22 protein-coding genes are annotated in these 23,790 nt (G+C 45.5%); 13 read left to right on the top strand and 9 right to left on the bottom strand.

Features of this window, described 5'->3' with window-relative positions; genetic code table 11:
- Positions 1-36: 36 nt before the first annotated feature.
- From J3A84_RS11140 to J3A84_RS11120, 5 genes are all read left to right on the top strand, one after another.
- Complete coding sequence (locus J3A84_RS11140; RefSeq protein WP_207600110.1) at positions 37-1,011, top strand: hypothetical protein; 975 nt, start codon at positions 37-39, stop codon at positions 1,009-1,011.
- 226 nt (positions 1,012-1,237) lie between these two features.
- The gene (locus tag J3A84_RS11135; protein ID WP_207600109.1) at positions 1,238-2,284 is read left to right on the top strand and encodes an ammonia-forming cytochrome c nitrite reductase subunit c552; all 1,047 of its coding nucleotides are present in this window, start codon (positions 1,238-1,240) and stop codon (positions 2,282-2,284) included.
- 203 nt (positions 2,285-2,487) lie between these two features.
- The gene (locus J3A84_RS11130; protein WP_207600108.1) at positions 2,488-3,798 is read left to right on the top strand and encodes a cytochrome c biogenesis ResB family protein; all 1,311 of its coding nucleotides are present in this window, start codon (positions 2,488-2,490) and stop codon (positions 3,796-3,798) included.
- Entirely contained in the window at positions 3,798-4,610 is an 813-nt protein-coding gene (gene ccsB / locus J3A84_RS11125; protein ID WP_207600107.1) for a c-type cytochrome biogenesis protein CcsB, read from the top strand. The genes J3A84_RS11130 and ccsB overlap by 1 nt, the downstream gene beginning before the upstream one ends.
- Positions 4,611-4,689: 79 nt before the next feature.
- Entirely contained in the window at positions 4,690-4,986 is a 297-nt protein-coding gene (locus tag J3A84_RS11120) for a hypothetical protein (RefSeq protein WP_207600106.1), read from the top strand.
- Between the two features lie 153 nt (positions 4,987-5,139).
- On the opposite strand, the gene J3A84_RS11115 is transcribed toward J3A84_RS11120, so the two are convergent.
- The 3 genes from J3A84_RS11115 to nhaC form a co-directional block, all read right to left on the bottom strand.
- Complete coding sequence (locus tag J3A84_RS11115) at positions 5,140-5,976, bottom strand: GNAT family N-acetyltransferase (RefSeq protein ID WP_207600105.1); 837 nt, start codon at positions 5,974-5,976, stop codon at positions 5,140-5,142.
- A 71-nt stretch (positions 5,977-6,047) separates the two neighbouring features.
- Complete coding sequence (locus tag J3A84_RS11110; RefSeq protein ID WP_207600104.1) at positions 6,048-7,067, bottom strand: hypothetical protein; 1,020 nt, start codon at positions 7,065-7,067, stop codon at positions 6,048-6,050.
- 183 nt (positions 7,068-7,250) lie between these two features.
- Positions 7,251-8,711: a Na+/H+ antiporter NhaC gene (gene nhaC, locus J3A84_RS11105; RefSeq protein WP_207600103.1), complete on the bottom strand. Its 1,461-nt coding sequence runs from the start codon at positions 8,709-8,711 to the stop codon at positions 7,251-7,253.
- A gap of 583 nt (positions 8,712-9,294) precedes the next feature.
- Here nhaC and J3A84_RS11100 point away from each other — a divergent pair.
- The 3 genes from J3A84_RS11100 to J3A84_RS11090 all read left to right on the top strand — a co-directional run bounded on the left by J3A84_RS11100 (position 9,295) and on the right by J3A84_RS11090 (position 12,412).
- On the top strand, positions 9,295-9,888 hold the full coding sequence (locus J3A84_RS11100; protein ID WP_207600102.1) for an RNA polymerase sigma factor: 594 nt from the start codon (positions 9,295-9,297) through the stop codon (positions 9,886-9,888).
- Positions 9,885-11,015: a PepSY domain-containing protein gene (locus tag J3A84_RS11095; RefSeq protein WP_207600101.1), complete on the top strand. Its 1,131-nt coding sequence runs from the start codon at positions 9,885-9,887 to the stop codon at positions 11,013-11,015. The genes J3A84_RS11100 and J3A84_RS11095 overlap by 4 nt, the downstream gene beginning before the upstream one ends.
- Positions 11,016-11,089: 74 nt before the next feature.
- A complete protein-coding gene (locus J3A84_RS11090; RefSeq protein ID WP_207600100.1) occupies positions 11,090-12,412 on the top strand; it encodes a PepSY domain-containing protein in 1,323 nt (440 codons plus the stop codon).
- Positions 12,413-12,517: 105 nt separating this feature from the next.
- On the opposite strand, the gene J3A84_RS11085 is transcribed toward J3A84_RS11090, so the two are convergent.
- The 6 genes from J3A84_RS11085 to J3A84_RS11060 form a co-directional block, all read right to left on the bottom strand.
- A complete protein-coding gene (locus J3A84_RS11085) occupies positions 12,518-14,224 on the bottom strand; it encodes a glycoside hydrolase family 3 N-terminal domain-containing protein (protein ID WP_207600099.1) in 1,707 nt (568 codons plus the stop codon).
- A 209-nt stretch (positions 14,225-14,433) separates the two neighbouring features.
- Positions 14,434-15,615 carry a GNAT family N-acetyltransferase gene (locus tag J3A84_RS11080; protein WP_207600098.1) on the bottom strand — a complete coding sequence of 394 codons (1,182 nt, stop codon included), beginning with the start codon at positions 15,613-15,615 and terminating at the stop codon, positions 14,434-14,436.
- A gap of 275 nt (positions 15,616-15,890) precedes the next feature.
- Positions 15,891-16,340, bottom strand: a complete 450-nt coding sequence (locus J3A84_RS11075; RefSeq protein ID WP_207600097.1) for a nucleoside/nucleotide kinase family protein — start codon at positions 16,338-16,340, stop codon at positions 15,891-15,893.
- Positions 16,341-16,364: 24 nt separating this feature from the next.
- Positions 16,365-16,811 carry a PH domain-containing protein gene (locus J3A84_RS11070; RefSeq protein WP_207600096.1) on the bottom strand — a complete coding sequence of 149 codons (447 nt, stop codon included), beginning with the start codon at positions 16,809-16,811 and terminating at the stop codon, positions 16,365-16,367.
- A 203-nt stretch (positions 16,812-17,014) separates the two neighbouring features.
- Positions 17,015-17,236, bottom strand: coding sequence for a hypothetical protein (locus tag J3A84_RS11065; RefSeq protein ID WP_207600095.1), 222 nt, complete (start codon positions 17,234-17,236; stop codon positions 17,015-17,017).
- On the bottom strand, positions 17,233-18,705 hold the full coding sequence (locus tag J3A84_RS11060; protein ID WP_207600094.1) for a MerR family transcriptional regulator: 1,473 nt from the start codon (positions 18,703-18,705) through the stop codon (positions 17,233-17,235). Before J3A84_RS11060 ends, J3A84_RS11065 begins: the two co-directional genes overlap by 4 nt.
- Before the next feature lie 321 nt (positions 18,706-19,026).
- Here J3A84_RS11060 and J3A84_RS11055 point away from each other — a divergent pair, with 321 nt between their 5' ends.
- The 5 genes from J3A84_RS11055 (at position 19,027) to J3A84_RS11035 (ending at position 23,714) form a co-directional block, all read left to right on the top strand.
- Entirely contained in the window at positions 19,027-19,371 is a 345-nt protein-coding gene (locus tag J3A84_RS11055; RefSeq protein ID WP_207600093.1) for a YajG family lipoprotein, read from the top strand.
- A gap of 378 nt (positions 19,372-19,749) precedes the next feature.
- The gene (locus J3A84_RS11050) at positions 19,750-20,661 is read left to right on the top strand and encodes an ABC transporter permease subunit (RefSeq protein WP_207600092.1); all 912 of its coding nucleotides are present in this window, start codon (positions 19,750-19,752) and stop codon (positions 20,659-20,661) included.
- Between the two features lie 15 nt (positions 20,662-20,676).
- Positions 20,677-21,747 carry an ABC transporter permease gene (locus J3A84_RS11045; RefSeq protein ID WP_207600180.1) on the top strand — a complete coding sequence of 357 codons (1,071 nt, stop codon included), beginning with the start codon at positions 20,677-20,679 and terminating at the stop codon, positions 21,745-21,747.
- Between the two features lie 4 nt (positions 21,748-21,751).
- Positions 21,752-22,774 carry an ABC transporter ATP-binding protein gene (locus J3A84_RS11040; protein ID WP_207600091.1) on the top strand — a complete coding sequence of 341 codons (1,023 nt, stop codon included), beginning with the start codon at positions 21,752-21,754 and terminating at the stop codon, positions 22,772-22,774.
- The gene (locus tag J3A84_RS11035) at positions 22,752-23,714 is read left to right on the top strand and encodes an ABC transporter ATP-binding protein (RefSeq protein ID WP_281069635.1); all 963 of its coding nucleotides are present in this window, start codon (positions 22,752-22,754) and stop codon (positions 23,712-23,714) included. Before J3A84_RS11040 ends, J3A84_RS11035 begins: the two co-directional genes overlap by 23 nt.
- Positions 23,715-23,790 lie beyond the last annotated feature (76 nt).

The raw sequence follows: 23,790 nt of genomic DNA, 5'->3' as shown, positions 1-23,790 counted from the left end.
ATAAAAGAATAAGAAAATCTGAGAACGGAGGCTTATATGAGAAAAGTACTACTGACCGTCACCATGATCATGATCATGATTTTAGCCGGATGCAGCAATGATGAACCGGAAATTCTGGAGACACAGGAGAATCCCGTGAAAGATAAACCCACCATTATTCTGAAAGAAGAGGAACCAGAACCGGAACCGGTCATCTATGGTTTAGGAGAGCGTGCTGTAGTAAGAGAGGACTATGCGGTTACGATTCTGTCTGTGGAAGATACAGAGTATAGACTACCGTGGAAACCAGAACAGAAAAATATTGTCGTGGAGATACTCTTTGAGAATCTGTCCATGGATGAAAATCACGAGGTCTTTCACTATGAAACGGGCCTGGTCACTGGATTCAATCTCAGTGTCCACAATGCAGATCCATACCCACCAGTAGTTCTGGATGAAGCCTACGGGCATGTATTTACCCCAGCTGGGACCAAGAGTGTTCACAAACTTGTATTTGAAGCACCGGAGCATCCCAACGAAGTGAGATTACGATTCAGTGATTATTTAAATGAAAATCTGCTGTTCAATGTGGAAAAGGGAAAACGTGTGGAAGCAGATCTGACCGGTTCTCTTCCAGAGCCGGAAAAAGTCTACGGAAAAGGAGAGCCCATGGTCATCACGAAGGCTGCCAAGGACTATTTGCTTACCGTTCAGGCTGTAAAAAGACTGGAACCGGAAAGCTCCGAATCGGATAAAGAGATGGTCGCAGAATATGAAGTGGAGCTGTTATTCTTGAATATGGATATCCGAAGAGTCATGAATAGAAATTTTCAGCTGACATTCATAGATGATCAGGGAAATACTTCCTACACCAATGTATTCAGTTATCCTGAAGAGACTGACGAAGGAGTAAAGATTTCGATGTTCTTTACAGCAAACGCCGAGAGCGATAAGGTGATGCTTCATTATACCGACTCCCTTCTCGACAGGGATGAGGCATTCTATATTCTGATTGATGACTTTGAAGAATAAGTCGTAACGAGAAATGATCAGACTGTGAGACAGGGCAGGGATTGTGTACTTAATAATGAAGGTTGGTTAGAAAATCAAGGATTCAAAAACAGATGGAACCCATGAATGGGACCATCTGTTTTTGAATTGTGCCTCACTTGAAGAAAATATTTTTCGTGCATATATGTTATAATAATATCGTAGACTGAATATTAAGATAAAAAGCAAACAGTAAGGAGGGAAGGTTATGAAGAAGATGCTACTGCTGCTTGCGGCCATCACTATAGCCATTCTGTCGACTGCTTGTTCCGGAAGTAAGGAAGACATTATTTCCGCTAGTGAATGGGAAGAGGAACATCCTGAAATCTATGCAAGCTATCTCGAAAACAGCGAGATGGAGGAAACCACCTATGGAGGCTCTGTTCCCATTGACTATCTGGAGAAGTACCCTTATCTGAAGGTGCTGTATGAGGGAAACAGTTTCAGTGTGGAATATCTCAGAGCAAGAGGACATACCTATGCACTGGAAGACATCATTCATACAGAAAGAAGCAAACCCGGAGCGAGCTGCTTATCCTGTAAGACCAGCGGATTTCTGGAACTTGTAGAGGAACACGGCGAGGAAGCCCATGCCATGGTGTTTGAGGATGTGGACAAAAGCGAGATGGAAACCATCAGCTGCTATGACTGTCATAAGAACGAACCAGGTGTCATCACCATTACAAGAGAACACTTAAACACTGCACTGGAAGGAATCGAAGGAGAGTTCAAGGACGGAGATCTGGTCTGTGCACAGTGTCATGTGGAGTATCATCTGGATCCTGAAACCAAGGAAGTCATCATGCCATCGGTAAATGGCCTGACTCCTGCGGAAATGATGGCATTCTATGATGAAGTGAATTACACCGACTGGGTGCATCCAAGTTCAGGCGCAGAGCTACTGAAAGTGCAGCATCCGGAATGGGAAACCTATCAGGGAAGCATCCATAACAATATGGGCGTCACCTGTATCACCTGTCATATGCCGGACATGGAGGGAGCAGACGGAGAAACCCTTCCAGCCCATCAGTGGACAAGTCCATTAAAGACCATAGAAGCGTCCTGTCTAGGTTGTCATCAGGACTATACCGCGGAAAGTCTTACAAAAAGAGTGGAAGATCTTCAGGGCGCTGTGGAAGAAAAGATGAATGAAACGGCACTGCTCATTGTGGATCTCATTGATGCACTGAAGAATGCGGAAAGTGATGGAATCACGGAAGACAAGATTGTGGAAGCAAGACAACTGCATAGATAAGCACAATGGTACTGGGATTTTGTGTTCGTCGAGAACAGTGAAGGATTCCACAACAATGCCAAATCCCATGAGCTGCTGGATCTGTCCAGAAGTCTCACCGAAGAAGCATTATCCATCCTGAACTGACCTGAACAGACATCAGAATAAGAAAATGATGAATAAGACTCCTTCGTCGGGAGTCTTATTTTGTAGCTGGAGGTACTATGAGAGATAAGGGAAAGGGAAAACAGAAAGGGCGCATACTAAGGTTCTTATCATCCATGAAATTCGGAATGATTCTGCTTGCGCTGCTCGCGCTATATTCTACACTGGGTACGCTTCTTCCCCAGGGAAATCTGCCCGGATTCTACAAGGAGAATTACAGTGAGACCATAGTCAGATTCATTGAAGTCTTTCAGCTTGATGATGTCTATCATTCCATCTATTTCATCATGCTCACGATACTTTTATCCATGAATCTTTTTTTCTGCAGCATCAGAAGACTGCCTTCCGCCATAAGGCAGTTCAGAAGATCGGAGAAGTTCGAACCGGACCTTCTGAAGAAAAAAACCATGGAAATGAAGACTGCGCCGTCAAAGGAACCTGCGATGCTTCTTACGAAGCTGGGATTCAAAAAAACTGAGCAGATGATTTTTGAAGAAAAGAAAATCTGGTATGGCGCAAGACGTAGAGCAGGCTATTTCGGATCCTTTATAGTGCATCTGGGGCTTCTTATGGTCATTGTGGCCTTCGCAGCCGGAAAGATTCTGGGATATGAGACCTATGTGAGGGGCATTCCAGGAGATGAGCTTTTCATGGAAGACACGGAGTATCACCTGGATCTCAGGGATTTTGACATACAGTACAGAAGTGATTACAGCATCCATCAGTACATCTCCACGGTGGATTACAAGAACAAGGATGGGGAGATTCTTGAAAGCGGAGAGATCAGTGTGAATGATCCCATGCGGGTGAAGGGCTATAAGGTCTATCAGAGCGGTACTGGCTGGATGATTAACATCATCGTGGATAAGGAGAATGAGGAGATCAGAAGAGAACGCTTCTATCAGTCCGGAATTCTCTTTCTGGAAGAGGAGAATCTGGCCATCGAATTTCGGAATTTCTATCCTGATTTTCTGCTTTCGGATGGAAAAATCTACACCAGGACTCCGTTTCTCAACAATCCGAGATATCTGTTCACCCTCTATGAGAATGGAGAAAGTGTCTACATGAATGTGGCATCCATGGGTGAGACGGTGACTTATAAGGGCATCAGTTTTCAGGCTTTCGAGCCAAGACTTTACACGGTGCTTCAGGTGGTGAAGGACCCTGGTGCAATCTTCGCAGGTATTGGCGGCGCTATGATGCTTCTGGGACTGCTTCTTACTTTCTATTATGTGCCTCAGCAGATCCTTCTGGAGGAGCAGGAGAAGGAATGGGTGCTTTACGGAGACACACCGAAGAGCAGGGAGGCATTCAGACTGCATCTGGAGGAAAAACTGGAAGAGCATAAGACAGAGGGAGGGAAATCGTAATGGGACTGGAGAACATCTTTTTTTATATCGCCATCGGCATCTATGCCGTAGCCATGATTCTTTATCTTGTTTTTTTCATAGGCAGAAAAGAAAAACCGGGCACCATTGCCACCTATATTCTGTACGGTGGATTCCTCGCTCATACGGCGGCCCTTGTCATTCGAGGTATTGAATCCGGCAGAGTGCCCCTGACCAATCAGTATGAGTTTGCCACGAGCTTCGCCTGGGGCATAGTGCTTCTTTTCATCATTTTTGAATGGAAGTTCAGCTTCAAAGCCATGGGCACCTTCGTGATGCCGATCATTCTGCTTGTCATCGGGTATGCGGCTATGCAGAGCAGAGACATCAGGCCACTGATGCCGGCCCTTCAGAGCAACTGGCTGGTTTTTCATGTGGCTACCGCAGTCATCAGCTATGGGGCATTCGGTGTAGCCTGCGGTGTCTCGGTCATGTATCTCGTAAGAAAGAGGATGGGTGAGGACAGCTTCATTTCCAAGCATGTACCCGAGCTCAAGAAGCTAGATTTCATCAGCTACCGCGCAGTGGCTGCGGGATATTTCTTTCTGACCCTGGTCATGATCACAGGAGCCATCTGGGCAGAGCAGGCTTGGTCCAGATACTGGGCCTGGGACCCCAAGGAAACCTGGTCCTTCATCACCTGGATCATCTACTCCATCTATCTCCACCTTAGAATCACAAGAGGATGGAGAGGGAAAAAGGCGGCGCTTTTCGCCGTCATCGGATTCATCTGTGTACTGTTCACCTATATCGGAGTCAATACACTGCTTCCAAGCATACACAGTTATGCCTAGAAAGGAAAAGCGGAGTATATCTGGTCATAAGCTGTTATACTGAAAATGATATAAGAAGCATAAAAAAAGGGAGATTATTATGAGAGTTATTCTAGAACTACTGCGAATCCTATTGATCTTTTTCCTGTCCGGGGCTTTCTATTCTACAATGCTGAGCATTCTATATAAGTCCATGGGTGTTTCAGAATATATGTGGCTTGGTGCAGTGGCTGTACTCATCCTTTTATTTCTGATCTACAGAAACAGATGGCAGTTCAGCGGATGGTATAAAGGGGAGGGGAGAACGAAGTTGTCCCAGAAAACAACGAAACTGTTGATTGCAATATCTGTATTGCTACTGATCCTGCCACCACTCATCCACTTTACCAGCTTATGATGAGGATATATTTTCTGAAAGGTTATTCCTTTCAAAGGAAAGTCGACGAAAGTTCTGGTGCTATTGCATTCTGAAAAACCAGGATCAAAGGAGTACATATCTGTAATAAAGGACTGACTTGAATATCAAGCCAGTCCTTTACACTGCATCGAATTATTTCTGAAGTCTCTTGTGCACAAATTCGTGAAGACGATGCACTTTGAATCCGAGGTGCTCATAAAGCACCTGCGCGGGGTTTCCTTTCACCACCCAAAGAGTGACTTCGTCAAAACCTCTATCAAGGAGTGCTTTTACGGTATGACTGAGAAGCAGTTTTCCATAACCTTTCCCCTGCTTGTCCACAGTCACGGCAATCTTGTCGATTTCGCTCCCTTCTACCATGGCCACAGCAAGGATTTCATCTTCAGAGCGGAGCACAAAGATATCTTCCGCTTTCTTTAAGAAGGAAAGGCGTTCCTCTTCGGAGGGTGCACTTAAGCTGGACCGAAGGCCAACATGAAGCCTCATTCTGTGGAAGGATTCACTGAGTATTTTCTGAACATAAGGGTAATCACTGTCCACATAAGCCGAAATGGAGGGACTGCTGGGCATCTCCAGCGTGCCACTGAAAATCATATGGGTGGAGCGAAACCATGTTTCATAGCCTCTTCTGCCGAGAAACGCGCTTATGGAATCATCCACCATGTAGTCACAGACGACTTCCTGAATCCCTTTTTCGGCCATTTCCTTCTCCAGTGTACGAAGAAGAAGAGATCCGATGCCCTGGCGTCTATAAGCGGGATGCACGTAGAAGGTGAAACTGGTCTTTTCGGAAACACCGGTGTAGACACCTACCGCTGCGATGCTTTCGTCTGACCTTGCTACTATGGCGCATTCAGGAAACGCCGAAAGACATTCTTCCATGTCTCTTCGGACAAAATCATCCTTGATCATCAGCTTTTTTATGGCAGAGCCATGGTTCTGGTGGTATTTTTCCAGTTTTACAGTCATTTAAACTACCCTCCAAGGTCATGTTTGTTTACGGAATATGGAGCCTATTACAAAAACTGAAGAGAGCTTCTTTATATGGATAGAATCTCTCTCAGCACTTTCTTTGAATGAATGAGATCCAGCAGTTCATCCTCTGTGTGGATGGTATCACTTCTTCTTTTGAAGTACTTGTTGATCTTTATGGCATATCGCTTCATGTCCGGATCAATGGAAGACATGAAATCCATGATGCTTCTCTTGTAATAGACCACGGACAGATAGGAGAGGACCATGTACTGGATGTCTGCAAGGATGGAATCTTCAATCCAGTAGTCGATATGGGGAAGATCAATCTTCTTTTCCATGAGATTCGTGTAGCAGGCAAGTCCATCTTCTGTATTTTCCCAGAAATCCGCATAGACATAATCGAATTCCTTGAGAAATGTTTCATTCCATTTGTCATAGGCACTGGCGTGGATGATGGTCACTTTCTTGCCGGTATTAAACTGAGGCAGAATCTGCTTCTCGAAAAGATCGATGACATCCTTGTTGACTTCCACAACAGTGACACTCTCCACCTCTTCCTTCAGAAGCCACATATAGAGGATAAGGCCGATGCCAAGGCCGAAGGTCAGGCATTTCCCATGACCTTTGTCGATGCCTTCTCGCATACTCTCGATTTCGCTGACGGCAGGAGACATCCATACGCCGCTTCCTTCCATGAGCACCGGCAGTTCCAGATCCTCACTAAAGTATCCGATGGGATGATAGTGAAAGAGATAGCGGCCCAGGGGCTTATGAAAATCCATATTCATGAGGGTTCTTCTCCGAATGACGGATCTCTGGTACCGCACGGTATCCGTATCCACTTTCTCCAGTCGAATGTTTCTGAAGTAAGGATTCTCCTTCAGCGTACGGATATCTTTCTGAAGATTTTCTTCAGGAATGTCGTATTTTCTGAGAATGGAAAGCAGCTTCTTCTCATCGGAAGGTGTCAGCACAGTTTCCATATAGGGCAGCACATCAGAAAGATAGGCGCGCATGCTGTGCATGGAGTCAACCAGAGCTTTCATGGCTTTGTTCATTTCAGGCGTTCTTTCAAACTGAATCATGGGATCCCTCTTTCCGCATTGTATTCTTAAGAGTAATCATATCATATCAGCACAAAAGGACGTAAGAGAACACGATCATTTAGGGAAAAAAGGGCAGAAGAAAACACGGAGCCAGGATGGCTTCCGTGTTTAGAAGTTAGTATAGTCAGGATGAAATTCTGTTTTGAGAACCGGGTTCTTCCATCAGGAATTGGCTTCCAGGGATTTCATCATGAGTTTCTTTTCTCTTTCTCTTCTTACGCGTACCTTCTGCACTTCTTCCTTGTCCATCCGTGTCATGGTCAGACCTGTGATTCCGTAGAAAAGGGAAACCATGGGTGTGATGAATGCCAGGAATGTATAGGGAAGATAAGCAATCACTGGAACGCCAAGGGTCGCTGCTGTATAGATTCCGGCACCTGTCCAGGGAATCAGAGCACCGGCCTGAGTGGCGGTATCTTCCAGAATTCTGGAGAGGTTCTCCGGTTTCAGCTTCATGCGCTCAAAGATCGGTTTCATCAGTGTACCGGTCATGACAGTGGAGAAATAGATGGCTCCGCCGATGGCCAGCGTCACATAACTTACGATAACCGTTACGATGACAAGGGTGCCTGTATGGTTGATCTTATGGGCAAAGGAACCGATGAGGGTTTCCAGTACACCGGAGTCTGCCAGCATTCCGCCCAGGCCTAAAGCGAAGAGGAACAGTGCGATGAGGGGCAGCATGCTTGTGAGCCCGCCTCGCTGAAGCAGACTGTCAACGGTCTCGATACCCGCTTCCACGCTGTATCCGCTGTACATGGTGTTGAGGACTTCACTGAAGCCGAAGCCCTGATAGGCTACGGCGATGATTCCTCCGACTACCGCAGCAATGAAGATTGCTGGAAGCGCGGGTTTTTTCATCATCATCAGTCCGATGAGCACAGCAATGGGAATCATTGGAATGATTCCGATGCTGAAGCTCGAAGACAGATACGTCAGTAGCTGATTCACACTTTCCGCATTGACGGTTTCCGCAGTGTATTTCAGACCCATGAAGGTGAAGATCACCGCAGTGATGGTATAGGCAGGAACCGTAGTCCAGAGCATATGCTTGATGTGTCCGAATAAAGTACCACCTGCAACCGTGGGTGCCAGGTTTGTGGTATCAGATAGCGGAGACATCTTGTCTCCGAAGTAGGCACCACTGATGACGGCACCTGCGGTGATTCCAGCTGGAACACCTAAGGTTGCCCCTACACCCATCATGGCGATACCGGCAGTACCGATGGCTCCCCATGAAGTTCCGGTGGTCAGGGATACGACGGAGGTGAAAAGCAGTGCCGACACCAGGAAGAATCTAGGTGAAATCAGATTGATTCCGTAATAGATCAGGGTAGGCACCGTACCTGATGCCATCCATGTTCCGATGAGCATGCCCACGGCCAGGAGGATCAGTCCGGACTGGAGTGCCTTACTCATGGATTTGAACATGGAGGTCTCGATCTGTTTGTAATTGTACCCGAGACCCATCATAAAGGGTATCAGGGTGAACATACTGATGAACATAAGCATCTGGATTTCCACATCAAATGCCAGAATCCCTACAGATATAATAGCGACTACGCTAAGTAGCATCATGAGGGCATAAGTGAAACTGGGTTTTTTCATACTTGAAATTGGCAACGAACCACTCCTTTTCTTTTGTGCTGATTGTATTCCTGTTGATGGAATGAATGCGATGAGAATAAGCTACTTTCTGAATGAAATCCATACTGAAAATCATGCCAAAAAAATAAGCTTACAAAAATATGATGGTGATCACTCGTTAGATAGGTGACACCATTATGAATCTCACATATTTATAAACATAATAGTATTATAATATATTGTAAATACAAAGTAAAACACCATATGATGGAGTATATAGGAGTAATGCAAAAGAATGCCATCTGAGAAGATGTGAAAAGTCTCATTCTTAGAATTACGGGCAGATGGTCCGAAATGGTTCCACATGCTCCTGTCTCATGGAAAAAAGATCAGGGAAGTCATTGCAAGATTTTCAAACGCAATAAATGATAACGTTTTTAGGATATTCGGCACATTGTTTGTGAAAATATGATAATATAACAGGTAACAATCGGGAAAAGAAATCATCGGGGAAGTCTTTGAGGCTTTCCTTCTTTTTATATATGAACAAAATGTAAATTAACGAAAGAATGCAATAAAATGAGATGCTGGACAGTTATCCAGATAGGAGGACAAAGAGATGATGCTGTTTACATTCGTTCTCAGTGTGAACGAACTACCGAAAACCGAATATAAGCCCATAGCCATTGATGAGAGACTTTTTGTCCGAATCGGAAAAGGAGACAATACTGCACTGGATGAACTGTATCATCTTACGGAAAGAACCCTGTATGCATTCACCGTATCTTTGACCCGGGACCATGACATGGCCCTTGAAATCATGCAGGAGACCTATCTCAAAATCCTTTCTGCAGCGCATCTCTATAAACCCATGGGGAAACCCCTGGCGTGGATGTTCACCATCACGAAGAATCTGTACTACTCCGAGGTGAAGAAAAGAGGGCGATATGATGTGCAGGATCCCATGGAGATCAGCAATGAAAGAAGGTTCTCCTATGTCACCGATGCGGAGGACCGCATGGTGCTGGAAGGGGTTCTTAAGAAGCTCACAGAAGAGGAGAGGGAGATCATCATGCTCTACGCCGTATCGGGCATGAAGCACCGTGAAATCGCGGAGAACCTTGATATGAAGCTCTCCACACTGCTGTCGAAATACCATAGAGGCCTGAAGAAACTGAAAGACTATCTGGAAGAAAAGGAGGGAAGGTCATGAACGAAAAGAATATCAACGAAAGAATAAAAAGTATCGTGGATGATGCACCCATTGACCTTCTGGATCAGATCAAGGAAAAACCTGTTGCCAGAATGATGAGATATGACGAGATCACCAGTCAGAAGAAGCCGAAGACCCTTGTGGAGAAACTGATTCCACTGGCAGCAGCGGCAATTCTTCTGGTGATGTTTGGCACCTGGCAGCATCAGTATCTGGCGGCAGATACTGAAATCTATATGGATATCAATCCGAGTATCGAGATTGTCACCAATAGGAAGAGTCAGGTCATTGACATCAAAGCCGGCAACATGGAAGGGGAGGATCTCATTGAGAATCTCTCTTATAAAGGAAAGGATTATCTGGAAGTGACAGGAGAACTTCTGGATGAGCTGATTCTGAGCGGTTACCTGGGAGAGGCCAGAGAACTTCTGCTTCTTTCTGTCTACAATAAAGATATGGAGAAGGAAACCAGTCAGCTGAGTGAACTGGATACCTATATCCACAACTACCTGAGAGAAAGAGGAATCGACCCCGTGGTGCTGGGACAGAAGATCGAAAAGACCAATTCCATTGAAGACTACGCGAGAGAATACGGCGTTTCCCTAAGCAAGATGACCTTCATCAGAAATCTCATGATTCTCCATTCGGACCTTCAGGTGGAAGAGCTTGTAAAGATGTCCATCAGAGACCTGCTTAAGCTCAGCAGAAACCTGGGCATTGACCTGGAAGGCATCATTGAAAGTCAGGACTGGGAGAAGATCGACGAAGAAGTCAATCCGGAAATGGATGATGATCTAGACGATCAGGATGATGACGATGAAGAGGATGAGATGGAACCTGCAAGGACCAGACTGACTCTGGAAGAGGCGAGAAGGATTGCCCTAGGCAGAGTGAACGGAACAATTATGGAAGAAGATACTGATGATGACAGCTATGACTTTGAAATCAGGTTAAACGGAAGGAAGTACGAGATTGAAGTTCATGCCTATAGTGGTGTCATCGAGGACTTTGATGTGGAAGATCTGGAAGAAAATAATGATGACGAAGATGAAGATGACAGCGCTAGCGATGACGAAGAAGATGATGACGAAGAAGAGGATGATGATGATGAAGAGGATGATGACTAAAATAATTTTCGAAGGATGCAATAAAATCATCATCCCGGAAGTTAACAGTATATAGAATAAAGGAGGAATTTTCGATGACGATGAAACTATTAAGAAGAATCTGGTTTATCCCCGTAGTACTTCTGCTGGGTGTGGTAGTGCTCTACATGTATATGACACAGCCCTCTTTCCGCATGACCATGGATGTGAACCCCAGTATTGAAGTGGTGACCAACAGACTGGAAAGAGTAATCGAAGTGAATGCGAAAAATGAGGATGCGGCGAAGATGCTGGACGGTTATGCGATCAAGGATGATTCTCTGGAAGGCACGGTAGGGGATCTGGTGGACCGTATGATCTTTGAAGGATTCATAGACGGTGGACAGGATAATATGGTCATGATCAGTGTGAGTGATGAGGATGCGGATGCTGAAATCGTCGGAAAGATCAATCGTGCCATCCAGGCCTATCTGGAAAACAGAAAGATTGAAGCGACCATCCTCAGTACCAGCCTGGATATAGTGGATGAGGATCTGACAGGAAAGGAAAAAGCAGCAAGAAAACTCAGTGAACTGGGTGTTTCACTCAGCGAGGAAGAGCTTTCCAGGATGACCCTTAAGGAGCTGTTTGAGTACAGCAGAGTACAGAATATTTCACAGGAGGAGCTTTTCCATATTGTGAGCGGATACCAATATGAGGATGATCTTCCTGAAATGGGCATGCTGACACCAGAAGAGGTACGCAGTATCGCTCTGAATGAAGTACCTGGAGAAATCATCAAGCTTGAACTGGATGATGACGAATATGAAGTGAAAATACTCAATGGTGGCATCAAATTTGAACTGGAAATCCATGCCTTCACAGGAACCGTTACAGAAATAGACCGTGATGATGACACAGAGGATGATAAGAAGGAACAGAGAGGAACAAGGCTCACTCTGGAAGAAGCCAGAAAGATTGCCCTTGGCAGAGTCAATGGAACTGTAGTGGAAGAAGACTCTGATGATGACAGCTACGATTTTGAGATCAGACTGGATAACAGAAAGCATGAGATTGAAGTGAATGCCTACACAGGGGCCATCGAAGAATACGAAGTGGAAGACCTGGATGACGATGATGATGACGATCGTGATGACCCGGATGATGATGACGACAAGGTAGAATCACCGGTCAGAACCAGGCTTACAATGGAAGAAGCAAGAAAGATCGCCCTTGGCAGAGTCAATGGAACTGTAGTGGAAGAAGACGCTGATGATGATAGCTATGAATTTGAAATCACAAAGGACAACATGAAATATGAGATTGAAGTCCATGCCTATACAGGTGTCATCGTGGACTTTGATGTGGAAGATCTTGATGACGATAACGATGACGACAACGATGACGAAGATGAAGATGACGACGAAGATGAAGACTAAAAACATAGCCTGATTCAATCAGAAAAAGACAGATGGCATCTGTCTTTTTCTATGCACTAATATTGGAGATGACGATGGAGCAATCGCATATCGGAAGAGACTCAGTCAGTTCATATACTGATTCAGGAGTGCCTCAAGCAGCTCATTCAGCCTTTCAGTCTGAATTTCTTCTACGGGAGCATCGGTGATTTCGTATTTGTCTTTCAGAAGAAGAATCCGCCTGACACTCTGATTGATCCGTTCTTCTGGAATTTCACCGCTGACGGCTGCATCTAAAAGTGCAGTGAGCACATCTCGTACTTTTTCATAACCACCGGCAATCATGACGATATCACTGCCGGCCTTTAGAGAAAGAACAGCCGCTTCATCCAGGCCGTAATTGGCATCGATGGCTTTCATCATCAGATCATCTGTGATGACGACTCCCTTATACTGAAGTTCAGCTCTCAGCATGTCATGGATCACTGTTTCGGAAAGTGAGGAGGGAAATTTATCGTCTATTTCCGGCAGAAGAAGATGAGCAATCATGACCATATCTGCTCCGGCCTCTATGGCGTTTCTGAAGGGAATCAGTTCCAGGGCAGCAAGGTCTTCTCTGGATTTCTCTATGACAGGAAGAGCCAGATGGGAGTCCACATCTGTGTCCCCATGACCCGGAAAGTGCTTTATGGTGGGGATGACATGCGCATCCTGGAGCCCTTTCATCAGGGGAATACCGTGACTGCTTACTCGGAGGGCATTGTCTCCAAAGGAGCGGTCACCGATGACGGGATTTTGAGGGTTGCTGTTGATATCCAGTACAGGTGCGAAGTTGATATTGAAACCATAGGCTTTCACAATCTCCCCCAGCGCCTGGCCAAGTTCATAGGAGAATTCGGGATCATCGACTTCTCCCACCTTCCGGCTGGATGGAATGTCCATAAGGTCTCCGGGGATCTTCGATACGCGTCCACCCTCCTGGTCGATGCCGAAGAACAGGGGAATCTCGTTCATCTCATTTGCTGCCTTCAAGGTATTCACATAGGTTCTTGTCTGCTCCGGATCCTTCAGATTAGGGCTATTGAAGATGATGCCGCCGACCTTTTCTTCCGTGATGAGCGCCAGTGCGCTGTCATCTGCAGTGATGCCACTGATTCCAGCAAAGACCATCTGGCCGATTTTCTCCTTCAGGGACATGGCGTGGATTCTTTTAAGCATTACAGCAGTGGGGTGTTCCTCGCTCATGACGATGGAGATATGATCTGCTGAAGGATTCTTGGGATCGCCGCTGTTCTGATCGAGAATCCATTTCAGGCTGTAAATTTCACTGACAGGATAGGTGAGAATCAGATGGCTGTTTTCATCATCGGTATAAGTCGAGGTTTTTGGCGCTTCACCCAATATCTCCGTGATGTGGGCATAGGTGATCCTGGCAAGATCCGGATCATAGGATCTCAGATCTGTAACCAAAGCATCCTCATATCCGACAGTGATGTGTTCGGACAGATAGACCGCGTATTCTCCCTCTTCAGTATCATCTTGTGAATCGGGAGAGCCGTATTCTCTTTCCACATCGGTTTTCTCCGAATGTCCAACCACAAGAGGAACTTCTGGAAGACCTCCTTCCTCGGCGCGCAGGGAAATCAGCTTCATCATGGCAAGAATCTCCTCATCCATTTCCTCTTCCGCGGGTTCTTCAGTTTCTTCCTCTATTTCTCTTTCCGGAATGGAAGGTTCCAGTTCCTCTTCCGGTGCGCGTCTGCTGATATACATCAGAAATGCTGCGGAAGAGATGATCAGAATGAGTGTGAAGTAAAAAACTTTTCTGGACATGTCGGCCTCCTGACAGGAAAAACGGGTATTCAGATAAAGCGAATTACCTGGCATCAGGAAATATGATCGTGATTGAATTCCTGAAATTTCCTACACTCATTTTACCAATGGGGATTTAAGTCCATGGGACCATTCGGTAACAATTGTAAGAACAAAGGAAATGAAAAAGGTGTCCATCCCATTGATGAACACCTGTGTAAATCTATGAATCAGTCCCATTGATCTGGGAATCTCTGCTTTTTAAGAGGGGGGAAGTTTTCGTTATATTTCTCCACTTCCTCTTTAGGAAGATCTTCAAAGACTTCAGAATAGCTGTATTTTCCCTTGGTTTCACTGAAGCTGTTTTCAGACAGCTCGATGCCCATGAAGGCATCAAAGTTTTTTCCGTCTGCTGTGGTGATGCCGAAATGGTCGCAGGTTTTAAAGCCCAATCGAGGATAGTAATCCGGCTCTCCGAAAATGATGATGCCCTTGTAGCACATTTCTTTCGCAAGTTCCATGGTCTCTTTGAAAAGCAGTTCTCCGATACCGCATCCCTGCCAGGAAGGTTCGACGCATAGCGGACCGAAGGTGAGGACGTCATGGATGGTATCTCCATCTGTCACCTGTGCTCTGGAATAGAAGATGGCGCCTAGAATTTCACCGTCCTTCACCGCGATTCTGCTGAGCTCGGGTAGATAATCCTCATGGGTTCTCAGCTTATGGACCAGATAATGCTCATCACAGCCCGGCTGGTGCTTGTTCCAGAAGGCTCTCTGGGTCAGGGCTTCCACTGCATGATGGTCTTTCATCTGCTCGGCTCTGATTTCGATCTCCTCTAAGGTCACCTTCTCTCTTTTTCTGGGAAACCAGCCCATTTCCAGACGGACTTCCTTCTTCTGCATATCATCATTGCTGTAGGCCCAGGTATCAAGGCCAATGAGGGTGAAGCCCTCCTGATGGTAGAAGTCTAGAGCGTCCACATTGCAGGACTGGGTTTCCAGTATGATGCATCTCCGTCTTTCTTTTCTTGCCTGCTCTTTTGCAATCTCCATCAGCCCATGACCGATGCCTTTTCTTCTGTAGTCTTCGCTAACCCAGATTTCCGTGATGCGGAGTCTGTTGGACCAGAGTTCAGGATCCGTTTCCAGGGCTGCAATAAGTTCATCTTCTACGACGATTCCCCATGCGTAGGCATGTTCACGGTAATCAGCATAGAGTCTGTCAGGGAAGTCGTATTCCTCTGGGGTATGGGTCAGGGGAGCTGAAAGTTTCTTTCTTGAAAGCTGGATGCTGTATCCGCTTGTGCTTTTTTCAAGTGTTACGTCATAATATTCTTCAGTGGTGTAACCTATGGGCAAAGTGGTGTCTTTCCAGATTTCTTTCGGCAGATGAATGATTTCGTAGTCCATGTAACGCTCCTCACAATTTTACTTTCTTTTTTTCAGCATACGCACATTTTCAGGATATTGCAAGAGTAAAGGATATATTTAATATAGTGAAATAAGAACAAGTGCTCAGGGATATTAATGATAGAAAAAGGAACAGGGAGAAGGAGATGGATGGAAGGGTTACAAATACAAAAGGAATCCTGAGGGATTCCTTGAAGCTGTTCCTTAGAAACAACTGAATATAGCATCAATGCTAAAAGTCATTCTGTTTGATTTAGACAAATTGAACCCTTCTCTCAAAACCCTAAAGCATCGGCTATGTCATCAGGGTCCGGACTGCCAGTCGTATCCACATGAAAATCTCCTTGTATCGATTCCCACTGGGCGTACTGTTTTGCCAGCATCTTTTCTACAGGTTCTGGCATTCTACCGTTCATTCTTCGGGAAAATCTTTCCTTGATGACATCAAAGCAAGCGGAGAATCTCACTTTTCGGACATCCTTGATGTTTAGGACTCGATCCAGCTGATCGGGTTCTGTCACCAGGTAGAGTATAGTTTTTTCTGAAGAGTCTTTAGAGGCTGCATGGACAAGTCTGTCATGAAAGAGTCTCCAGGCCTCCTCTTCATTCTTTGCCAGCCTTAAATAATCATTGCCGCTGAACACTTCAGCGCCAATGCGTTCTCTGATTCTGTCAGCTGCTGTGGATTTTCCGCTGCAGCCTGGACCCATGAAGATATAAAGCATGATGTTTGTTCTCCTTTTCGTATACTACTGTCCGTTGATTCTGCTTCTGTTTGCTAAGGAGATGTTTCCAAGAGTCCTGTAAAGAGGAACGATATCCGTCTTTTTGGGAAATTCGAATTTCTGTTCTTTCAGTCTTTCGTTATTGGATTTATGGTAGGCGTTCTCCAGAAAGGTTATGGTGATTTCACTGTCATCCAGTCCGGTTCCTGCAGTTTCCATCTCCACATTGACGATGGTATCCAGAAAAATCGATTTGAAGGAAGTCTTCTTTCCGGTAGCCCCTTGCTTATCAATGAATATGATACGGATATTTGTGAATAGAAGTGCATCTCGGATCATCTGATACCCTGAAGATATTTTTTCTTCATTAAACAGATATGCACCATATTCCCTGGTGAGTTCTTCTGGTGTCTTTTCCGAATAATTTCCAAGTGCGCCTTGTACAAGATTGTTCAGATTGAAACCTGCCATTGATATACCTTCTTTCTTGAATATTTACCTTCATCATATCACATGATATTCATTTAACATAGCCTGTATTATCAGCTGTATAGAATAAACTAAAAAAGAGAAAAAGAACAGCAGGTGCAATGAAAGCTTTGGAAATATAAAGGAACAGAATGGATCTGCTCCTTATGAATGGCTAATGAGTGATTGACATGCTCATCAGAAGTTCAGCTGTAGAGATAAAAGGTCATGAGTATCAGAGTGACAACAGCGCTGCTCAGAGAAAACCACTTTGTGAATTTGATGACTCCTGGTTTTACTGTAAGTTTCTCTTCTTCGTGAAGGAAAGATTTCTTTTTCACCACATCCTCCGGATAGACAAAGCTGTAGAGCAGCATAATGATGAAAGGGATTGTAATCACGGTGAGAATGATCTTTTCAAATATCATCTGTACTCTCCTCCTTCTTCCATGGACTGCCTCTCTACGGTGAATGTCTGTCTGTAGGAGTTGTCCCATTCACCTGAATCATTTGTTTCAGGGCGCATGTAGTCGAAATTATTTTCAAAGCCCTCATACTCCACCTCGTTTATGAGGGTAACCCCCATTTCACTGAACTCGAAGGGTTTGAAAGGTTCCCATCCTACAGGGCCTATGATCTTATGGGCATTCAGTGCCGTGTCGAAAACGGATTCCGGCTGTGTAAGGGCCAGGGCCATGAGGATCATGTAGTTGCTGTAGGAGTCCACATAGAAGTCGGTGTCTCTCACATCCACATTAAAGGATACTGCTGTGACGATACCGCTTCTCAGGCTGTAGGTAAAATTCGGTGCATTTCTCAGATGACTCGGCAGATAATGCTTCCTGAAATCGTAGTCGGAATCCCACGCGGAGGAGCTTTTCAGCGTATACTCACCAAGGTCAATGTCATAGGCTTCCCTGTAGTGGTTGAAGTTCTCCACGAACTCTTCCACGGTGAGATCTCCTCTGTTTGGCGGACTATAGTAGAAAACGGACAGAAGAAAGTTCATGCCGATAACGAGAATCAGAGCCAGAAATGCCAGAAGGTTTCTATGATACCGGTAGTCTTTTATTCGATAGGCGATATCCTCATCCCAAGGCTGAATCTGACCGTTTTCGCATCGGATTCTGCTTATGGACAAGGTGATCAGAGTAATGGGCAGGATACCGAAGGCGAATCCCTTTGAAAGAATGCCCCAGGTTCTCTGGAAGGATTCCTCCAGGGTAAGCCTTTTGTGATCTTCTTTCTCCAAAGTGATGCCGTAGATGAATTTCCCGGGTGTGGTCCGGAAAAGAGCAAGAAAGACCGGTTCCAGTATGAGGGTGAGAAAAAGTGCCATTCCCCATAGAATTAATCGTTCCGTATTGGATGGATCCAGTACATTCTGATGGAGAAGAAAGGTCCGGATAAAGTTCCAGAGGAGGCCATAGAGAAACAGATCAATGATTCTTGCTGCAAAACGGATTCTTGGATCAAACACCATCGGAAGCTCATCCTGTACCTTGAAATAACGTCCGCCCTTTTCTTTGGAAATGGTATCGATCTGTTTCAGATATTTCTCTGCATCCAGGTCACTGTAATGAGGCGTCTCCTTATAGATGGTTCTACATAGTTCTTCCGCATAGGAGATGTCCTCCTCTTCCTTCTTCAGCTGCCCGATCTGTTTAGAAAGGGTATCTCGTAGGCTGCCGTTTCCCTTCATCAGGGAGCGTATCTCATCTAGTGGAAGATGAAGGCTGCGCAGAAGCTTGATTCTCTGTAACGTAATAAGGTCTTCCTCACCGTATTCTCTGTATCCATTTTCAGTCCGGTGCGGAAGCAGAAGTTTTTCCTTTTCATAATAATAAATGGTTGCCCGGTCAATGCCGGACTTCATTTCAATCTCTTTGATCTTCATATATGCATATCCTTTCGCTGCTTTTGACTTCATTTTAGACTATCAAGTTCCTTCATAGTCAACTCTTTATAAGAAAATCAGTGTAATAACCCTGTATTTTCTTGAATCATGCTTTAAACCTGCACTGAATGTATCAGAAATACATATATTCAGGGATCAAGATCTAAAATGGGCATCTCTTCTATTATAATTTATAGTATAGTTATTTACTATTTGAAGCAGCTTTGTCATGTTTAGTCTATGACTTTAACTTATGATGAAATCAGAGAATCAAGGGTTAGAGGAACAAAGAAAAAGTAGAGGAATCTGGAGGGAAAGAGAATGAGAAAATTATCAATAGGTATTCTGATGATCGGACTGTTTCTTTTTACAGGCTGCAGCGCATCATCCGAACCTCTACCAGAAACGCCAAACACCACGCAGCCAGCCATCGTTGTGGAAGGCGAGCTCTATTACACCACAGGAATGGAAATGCCCATTGAACCTGCAGAAGAAGCGATTAAGAAAGTCACAGGTGTTACGGACCATAGAGAACATCCAGCGATGGAAGGGGAAATCAACTTTCCAATAGAGGATACTGTCTATGCAAAGATCAGTGATGGAGAGGAGTATGTGGTGGTACTCATTGAGGGTGAATGGGTGAGATTTGAGAAGAGGGAAGAATAGAAAGACTTCAACCGCTTCATTTTTCGATAATGATAGATGAACCTAAGGTCCACTTATTTAGAGAGTGAATGACCACTAAACATGGGAATAGAAATTAAAGATTACGTATGGAAGAAACATGAGCTCTGGAAATCCGCCAGATGTTCATTTTTTAGTGCTCAGATACAGGACAATTGAGATGCTCAGAGAGAAGACTTGTTCATGGACCAGCTATGAGTGGCTGAAATCAACGTTTTTAAGAATTGTTTAAGTTTGCTGAATTATTACCTCAAATTGGATATTGTTGACAAAATGTTAATAAAGGAATAATATTAGTGTTAATACAATAACTATGAATCAATACTATTAAAGAAGTGGAATTGAAAGGAGGAGCTTGATGTGCTTCGTTATGTAGTAAAGCGTGTAGGGCTTGCAGGGCTGACTGTGCTCATTATTACAGCCATCACATTTTTCACCATGAATGCAATCCCAGGAGGACCCTTTGATGCGGAAAAGGCACCTAGTCCTGCCGTAAAGGCCGTTCTGGAAGCGAGGTTCAATCTGGATAAGCCCATTGCTCAGCAGTATGTGCTCTATCTTGGGAACATTCTGGAGGGAGACTTCGGAGTTTCTCTCAAGACCGGAAGAGACATCATGCTGACCATTACGGAATCCTTCTCCACTTCAGCGAAGCTAGGAGGCATGGCTGTGGTGGTGGCACTGTTTTTCGGGGTGACCCTTGGCAGCATCGCTGCGCTGAACAGGAATAAGCTTCCGGACCGAATCATCATTTTCTTTTCCACACTGGCCACGGCGGTACCAAGCTTTGTGCTGGCAACGATTCTGCTCCTTGTGTTCTCCATCCAGTTAGGATGGATTCAGGTATGGAATGCGGAATCCACGAACTACATTCTTCCGGTGATTTCACTGTCCCTTTATCCCATGGCCTACATCACAAGGCTCACCAAGAGCAGTATGCTGGATGCCCTGGGTCAGGACTATGTGAGAACCGCCAAAGCCAAGGGCGTCGTGGGATGGAAAATCATCTTCAAGCATGCACTCAGAAATGCACTGATACCCATCATCACCTATGTGGGTCCTATGACAGCTTATATTCTCACAGGAAGTCTTGTGGTGGAAACAGTATTCACCATCGGTGGACTGGGCTCCAAGTTCGTGAGTGGAATCACAAACAGAGATTATCCCATGATCATGGCCACAACCATCTTTCTGGCCACGCTCATGGTTATGGCCAATCTGATCAGCGACCTGATCTATAAACTTGTCGATCCAAGAATCAGTTTTGATTAAAGGAGGGAGAAAATGATGCAGAACACAGAGAAACATCCGATGAAAAAACCGTTCAGCATGCAGCTTGATCCCAACATGTTTGAATTGGCTACAGAAGAAGAAAAGAGACAACAGGAGGTCATGGGGGAATCCACGACTTTTCTGAGGGATGGAGTGAAGAAGCTTCTGAAAAATCCACTGGCGGTGTTCAGTCTTGTGGTCATCGCCATCATACTGATCACAATCGTCGTTGCACCCATGGTGGTTCCCTATAAGTATTCTGAAATCATTTCCGTGGACGGGATGAGAGACCGTGGAGCCAAAAACCTCGGACCTTTCGAGTATTCGGAACTGGAACAGGAATTCATCGATAATGGTGGGGAAGTCTTTCCGCATATCTTCGGAACAGATGCCCTTTCCAGAGACTATTTCATCCGTGTGGTGTACGGCACGAGGGTATCCCTTGGGGTAGGTCTTTTTGCCAGTCTCATCGTCCTTGTCATCGGACTTCTTTACGGAAGCATTTCCGGATATGTGGGCGGTCGGGCGGACCTCATCATGATGAGAATTGTGGATATCATCTATTCTCTTCCGGACATGCTGATCATCATCCTGCTGTCCGTGGTTCTTGACCAGGTGCTTTCCGATGTGGGCGGTCCCCTGGTGAATCGGCTCGGCAGCAATATGATCAGTATCTTCCTGGTTTTCGGGCTGCTGTACTGGGTCAGTATGGCAAGACTTGTAAGAGGGCAGATCCTCTCCATCAAGAAGAATGATTATGTTCTCGCAGCCAAAGCTGTGGGAGCAAAGGCGCCAAGAATCATCAGGAAACATATTCTTCCCAACAGCATCAGTGTAATCATCATCTCCACTGCACTGCAGATACCAGCTGCGATCTTCACCGAAAGCTTTCTGAGTTTCGTTGGGTTAGGGGTTCAGGCACCCATGCCGTCCTTAGGCAGTCTTGCCAATGCGGCTAGAGAAGGACTTCAGAGTTATCCCTATAAACTGCTGTTTCCCGCTGCCATCATCAGTCTGATCGTACTCTCCCTGAATCTTCTGGGAGACGGCATGCGAGATGCCTTCGATCCGAAATTAAGGAAGTGATACGATGAGCGAATATCTACTAGAGGTCAAAGATCTGCATACATCCTTTTTTACAGATGCCGGAGAAGTGCAGGCGGTGAACGGCGTATCGTTCAATCTTGAGAAAGGAAAGATTCTGGGCATTGTTGGTGAATCCGGTTCTGGTAAAAGTGTCACAGCCTACTCCATCATGAGTATCCTGGCGGATACTGGACGAGTGACAAAGGGTGAGATTTTCTACAATGGTGAGGATGTGCTGAAATACAGCAAAAAGCAGATCCATAATTTCAGAGGAAAGAATGTCAGCATCATCTTTCAGGACCCCATGACGAGCCTCAATCCGGTGTTTACCATCGGTAACCAGCTGGAGGAAGCCATTCTTCTCCATACGGACCGAAATCAGAAAGAAGCCAGAGAGCATGCTGTTAAAATGCTGGAGCTTGTAGGCGTCAATGAACCTCGAAAGAGAGTGAAGCAGTATCCTTTTGAGCTTTCAGGAGGAATGAGACAGAGAGTCATGATTGCCATGGCACTGGCCTGCGAACCGGATATTCTCATCGCGGATGAACCGACCACGGCACTGGATGTGACCATCCAGGCTCAGATTCTGGAACTGATGCAGGAGCTTCAGGGAAGACTGGGCATGTCGATTATTCTTGTAACCCATGATCTAGGCGTCATTGCCGAGATGTGCGACGAAATCATCGTCATGTACGGCGGACGCGTGTGCGAACGGGGTACGGCAGATGATATCTTCTATAACCCGTGCCATGAATACACCAAAGGACTTCTGAACTCCATACCGAACATCACGAGGATCAAGGAGAGACTGAAGCCTATAGCGGGATCACCGATCAACATCATCAACATGCCGCCCGGATGCGCTTTTGCCAGCCGATGCGACAGTGCCATGAAAGTGTGCCTTACAATTGTGCCGGAAGAGCTGACTTTAAGCGAAACCCATAAGGCGTCCTGCTGGCTCAATGTGAAGAAGATGGCCGAAGAAAGCCGGAAGGAGGATGACCATGGCGGCGGAATATCTGGTTGAAGTACAGAATCTGAAACAGTATTTTCCCATCCGAATGGGCTTGTTCAAGACCGTGCCGCTGAAAGCGGTGGATGATGTATCCTTCAAGATCAAACCGGGTGAAACCCTGGGCCTTGTAGGGGAAAGCGGTTGCGGAAAAACCACCGTGGGACGCTCCATCATCAGGCTTTATGAGCCTACAGACGGAACAGTGCTCTTTGATGGAGAACTGGTCAGTAAAGAGAATATCCAGTCCATGAGAAGGAACATGCAGATGGTCTTTCAGGATCCCTATTCTTCTCTGAATCCTAGAATGACTGTGGAAGACATCATCGGAGAGCCCTTTGATGTGCATAATCTCTGCAGGACAAAAAAGGAAAGAAGAGAAAGAATACTATCTCTCATGGAGCTGGTCGGACTCAATGCGGAGCATGCCGCAAGGTATGCCCATGAGTTTTCAGGTGGACAGAGACAGCGTATCGGCATCGCCAGAGCCCTGGCAGTGGATCCGAAATTCATCGTCTGCGATGAACCGGTATCCGCCCTGGATGTATCCATTCAGGCTCAGGTGCTCAATATGTTTGAAGACCTTCAGAAGAAACTGGGGGTGGCCTATCTCTTCATTGCCCATGATCTCCTGGTTGTGCATCACCTGGCAGACAGAATTGCGGTGATGTATCTTGGAAAGATCGTGGAAATCGCTGATGCGGATGAGCTGAATGATCATCCCATTCATCCCTATACACTCTCCCTGCTTTCGGCTGTTCCGATTCCGGATCCGATAATCAGCAGAGAGAAGAAGAGAATCATTCTCGAAGGAGATGTACCCAGTCCACTGAATATGCCAAGCGGATGTTCCTTCAGAACAAGATGCCGCTATGCCACGGAAGAATGTGCGGAAAAGGTTCCGCCGCTGACGGATCGTGGAGCTGGACATTTTGTAGCCTGCTGGAACAAATAAGATTTCATTTCATACCGATTCTCTCATTTCCCTGCAGAAGGGGACAAATCATTCTGAAGGGAAATGCCTGAATAGA

The sequence above is a fragment of the Proteiniclasticum aestuarii genome (assembly GCF_017368455.1).
In the GTDB taxonomy this organism is placed as follows: Bacteria; Bacillota; Clostridia; order Clostridiales; family Clostridiaceae; genus Proteiniclasticum; species Proteiniclasticum aestuarii.
Note: the sequence above shows the minus strand (reverse complement) of the source record. Positions and strands in the feature narration are given on the sequence as shown.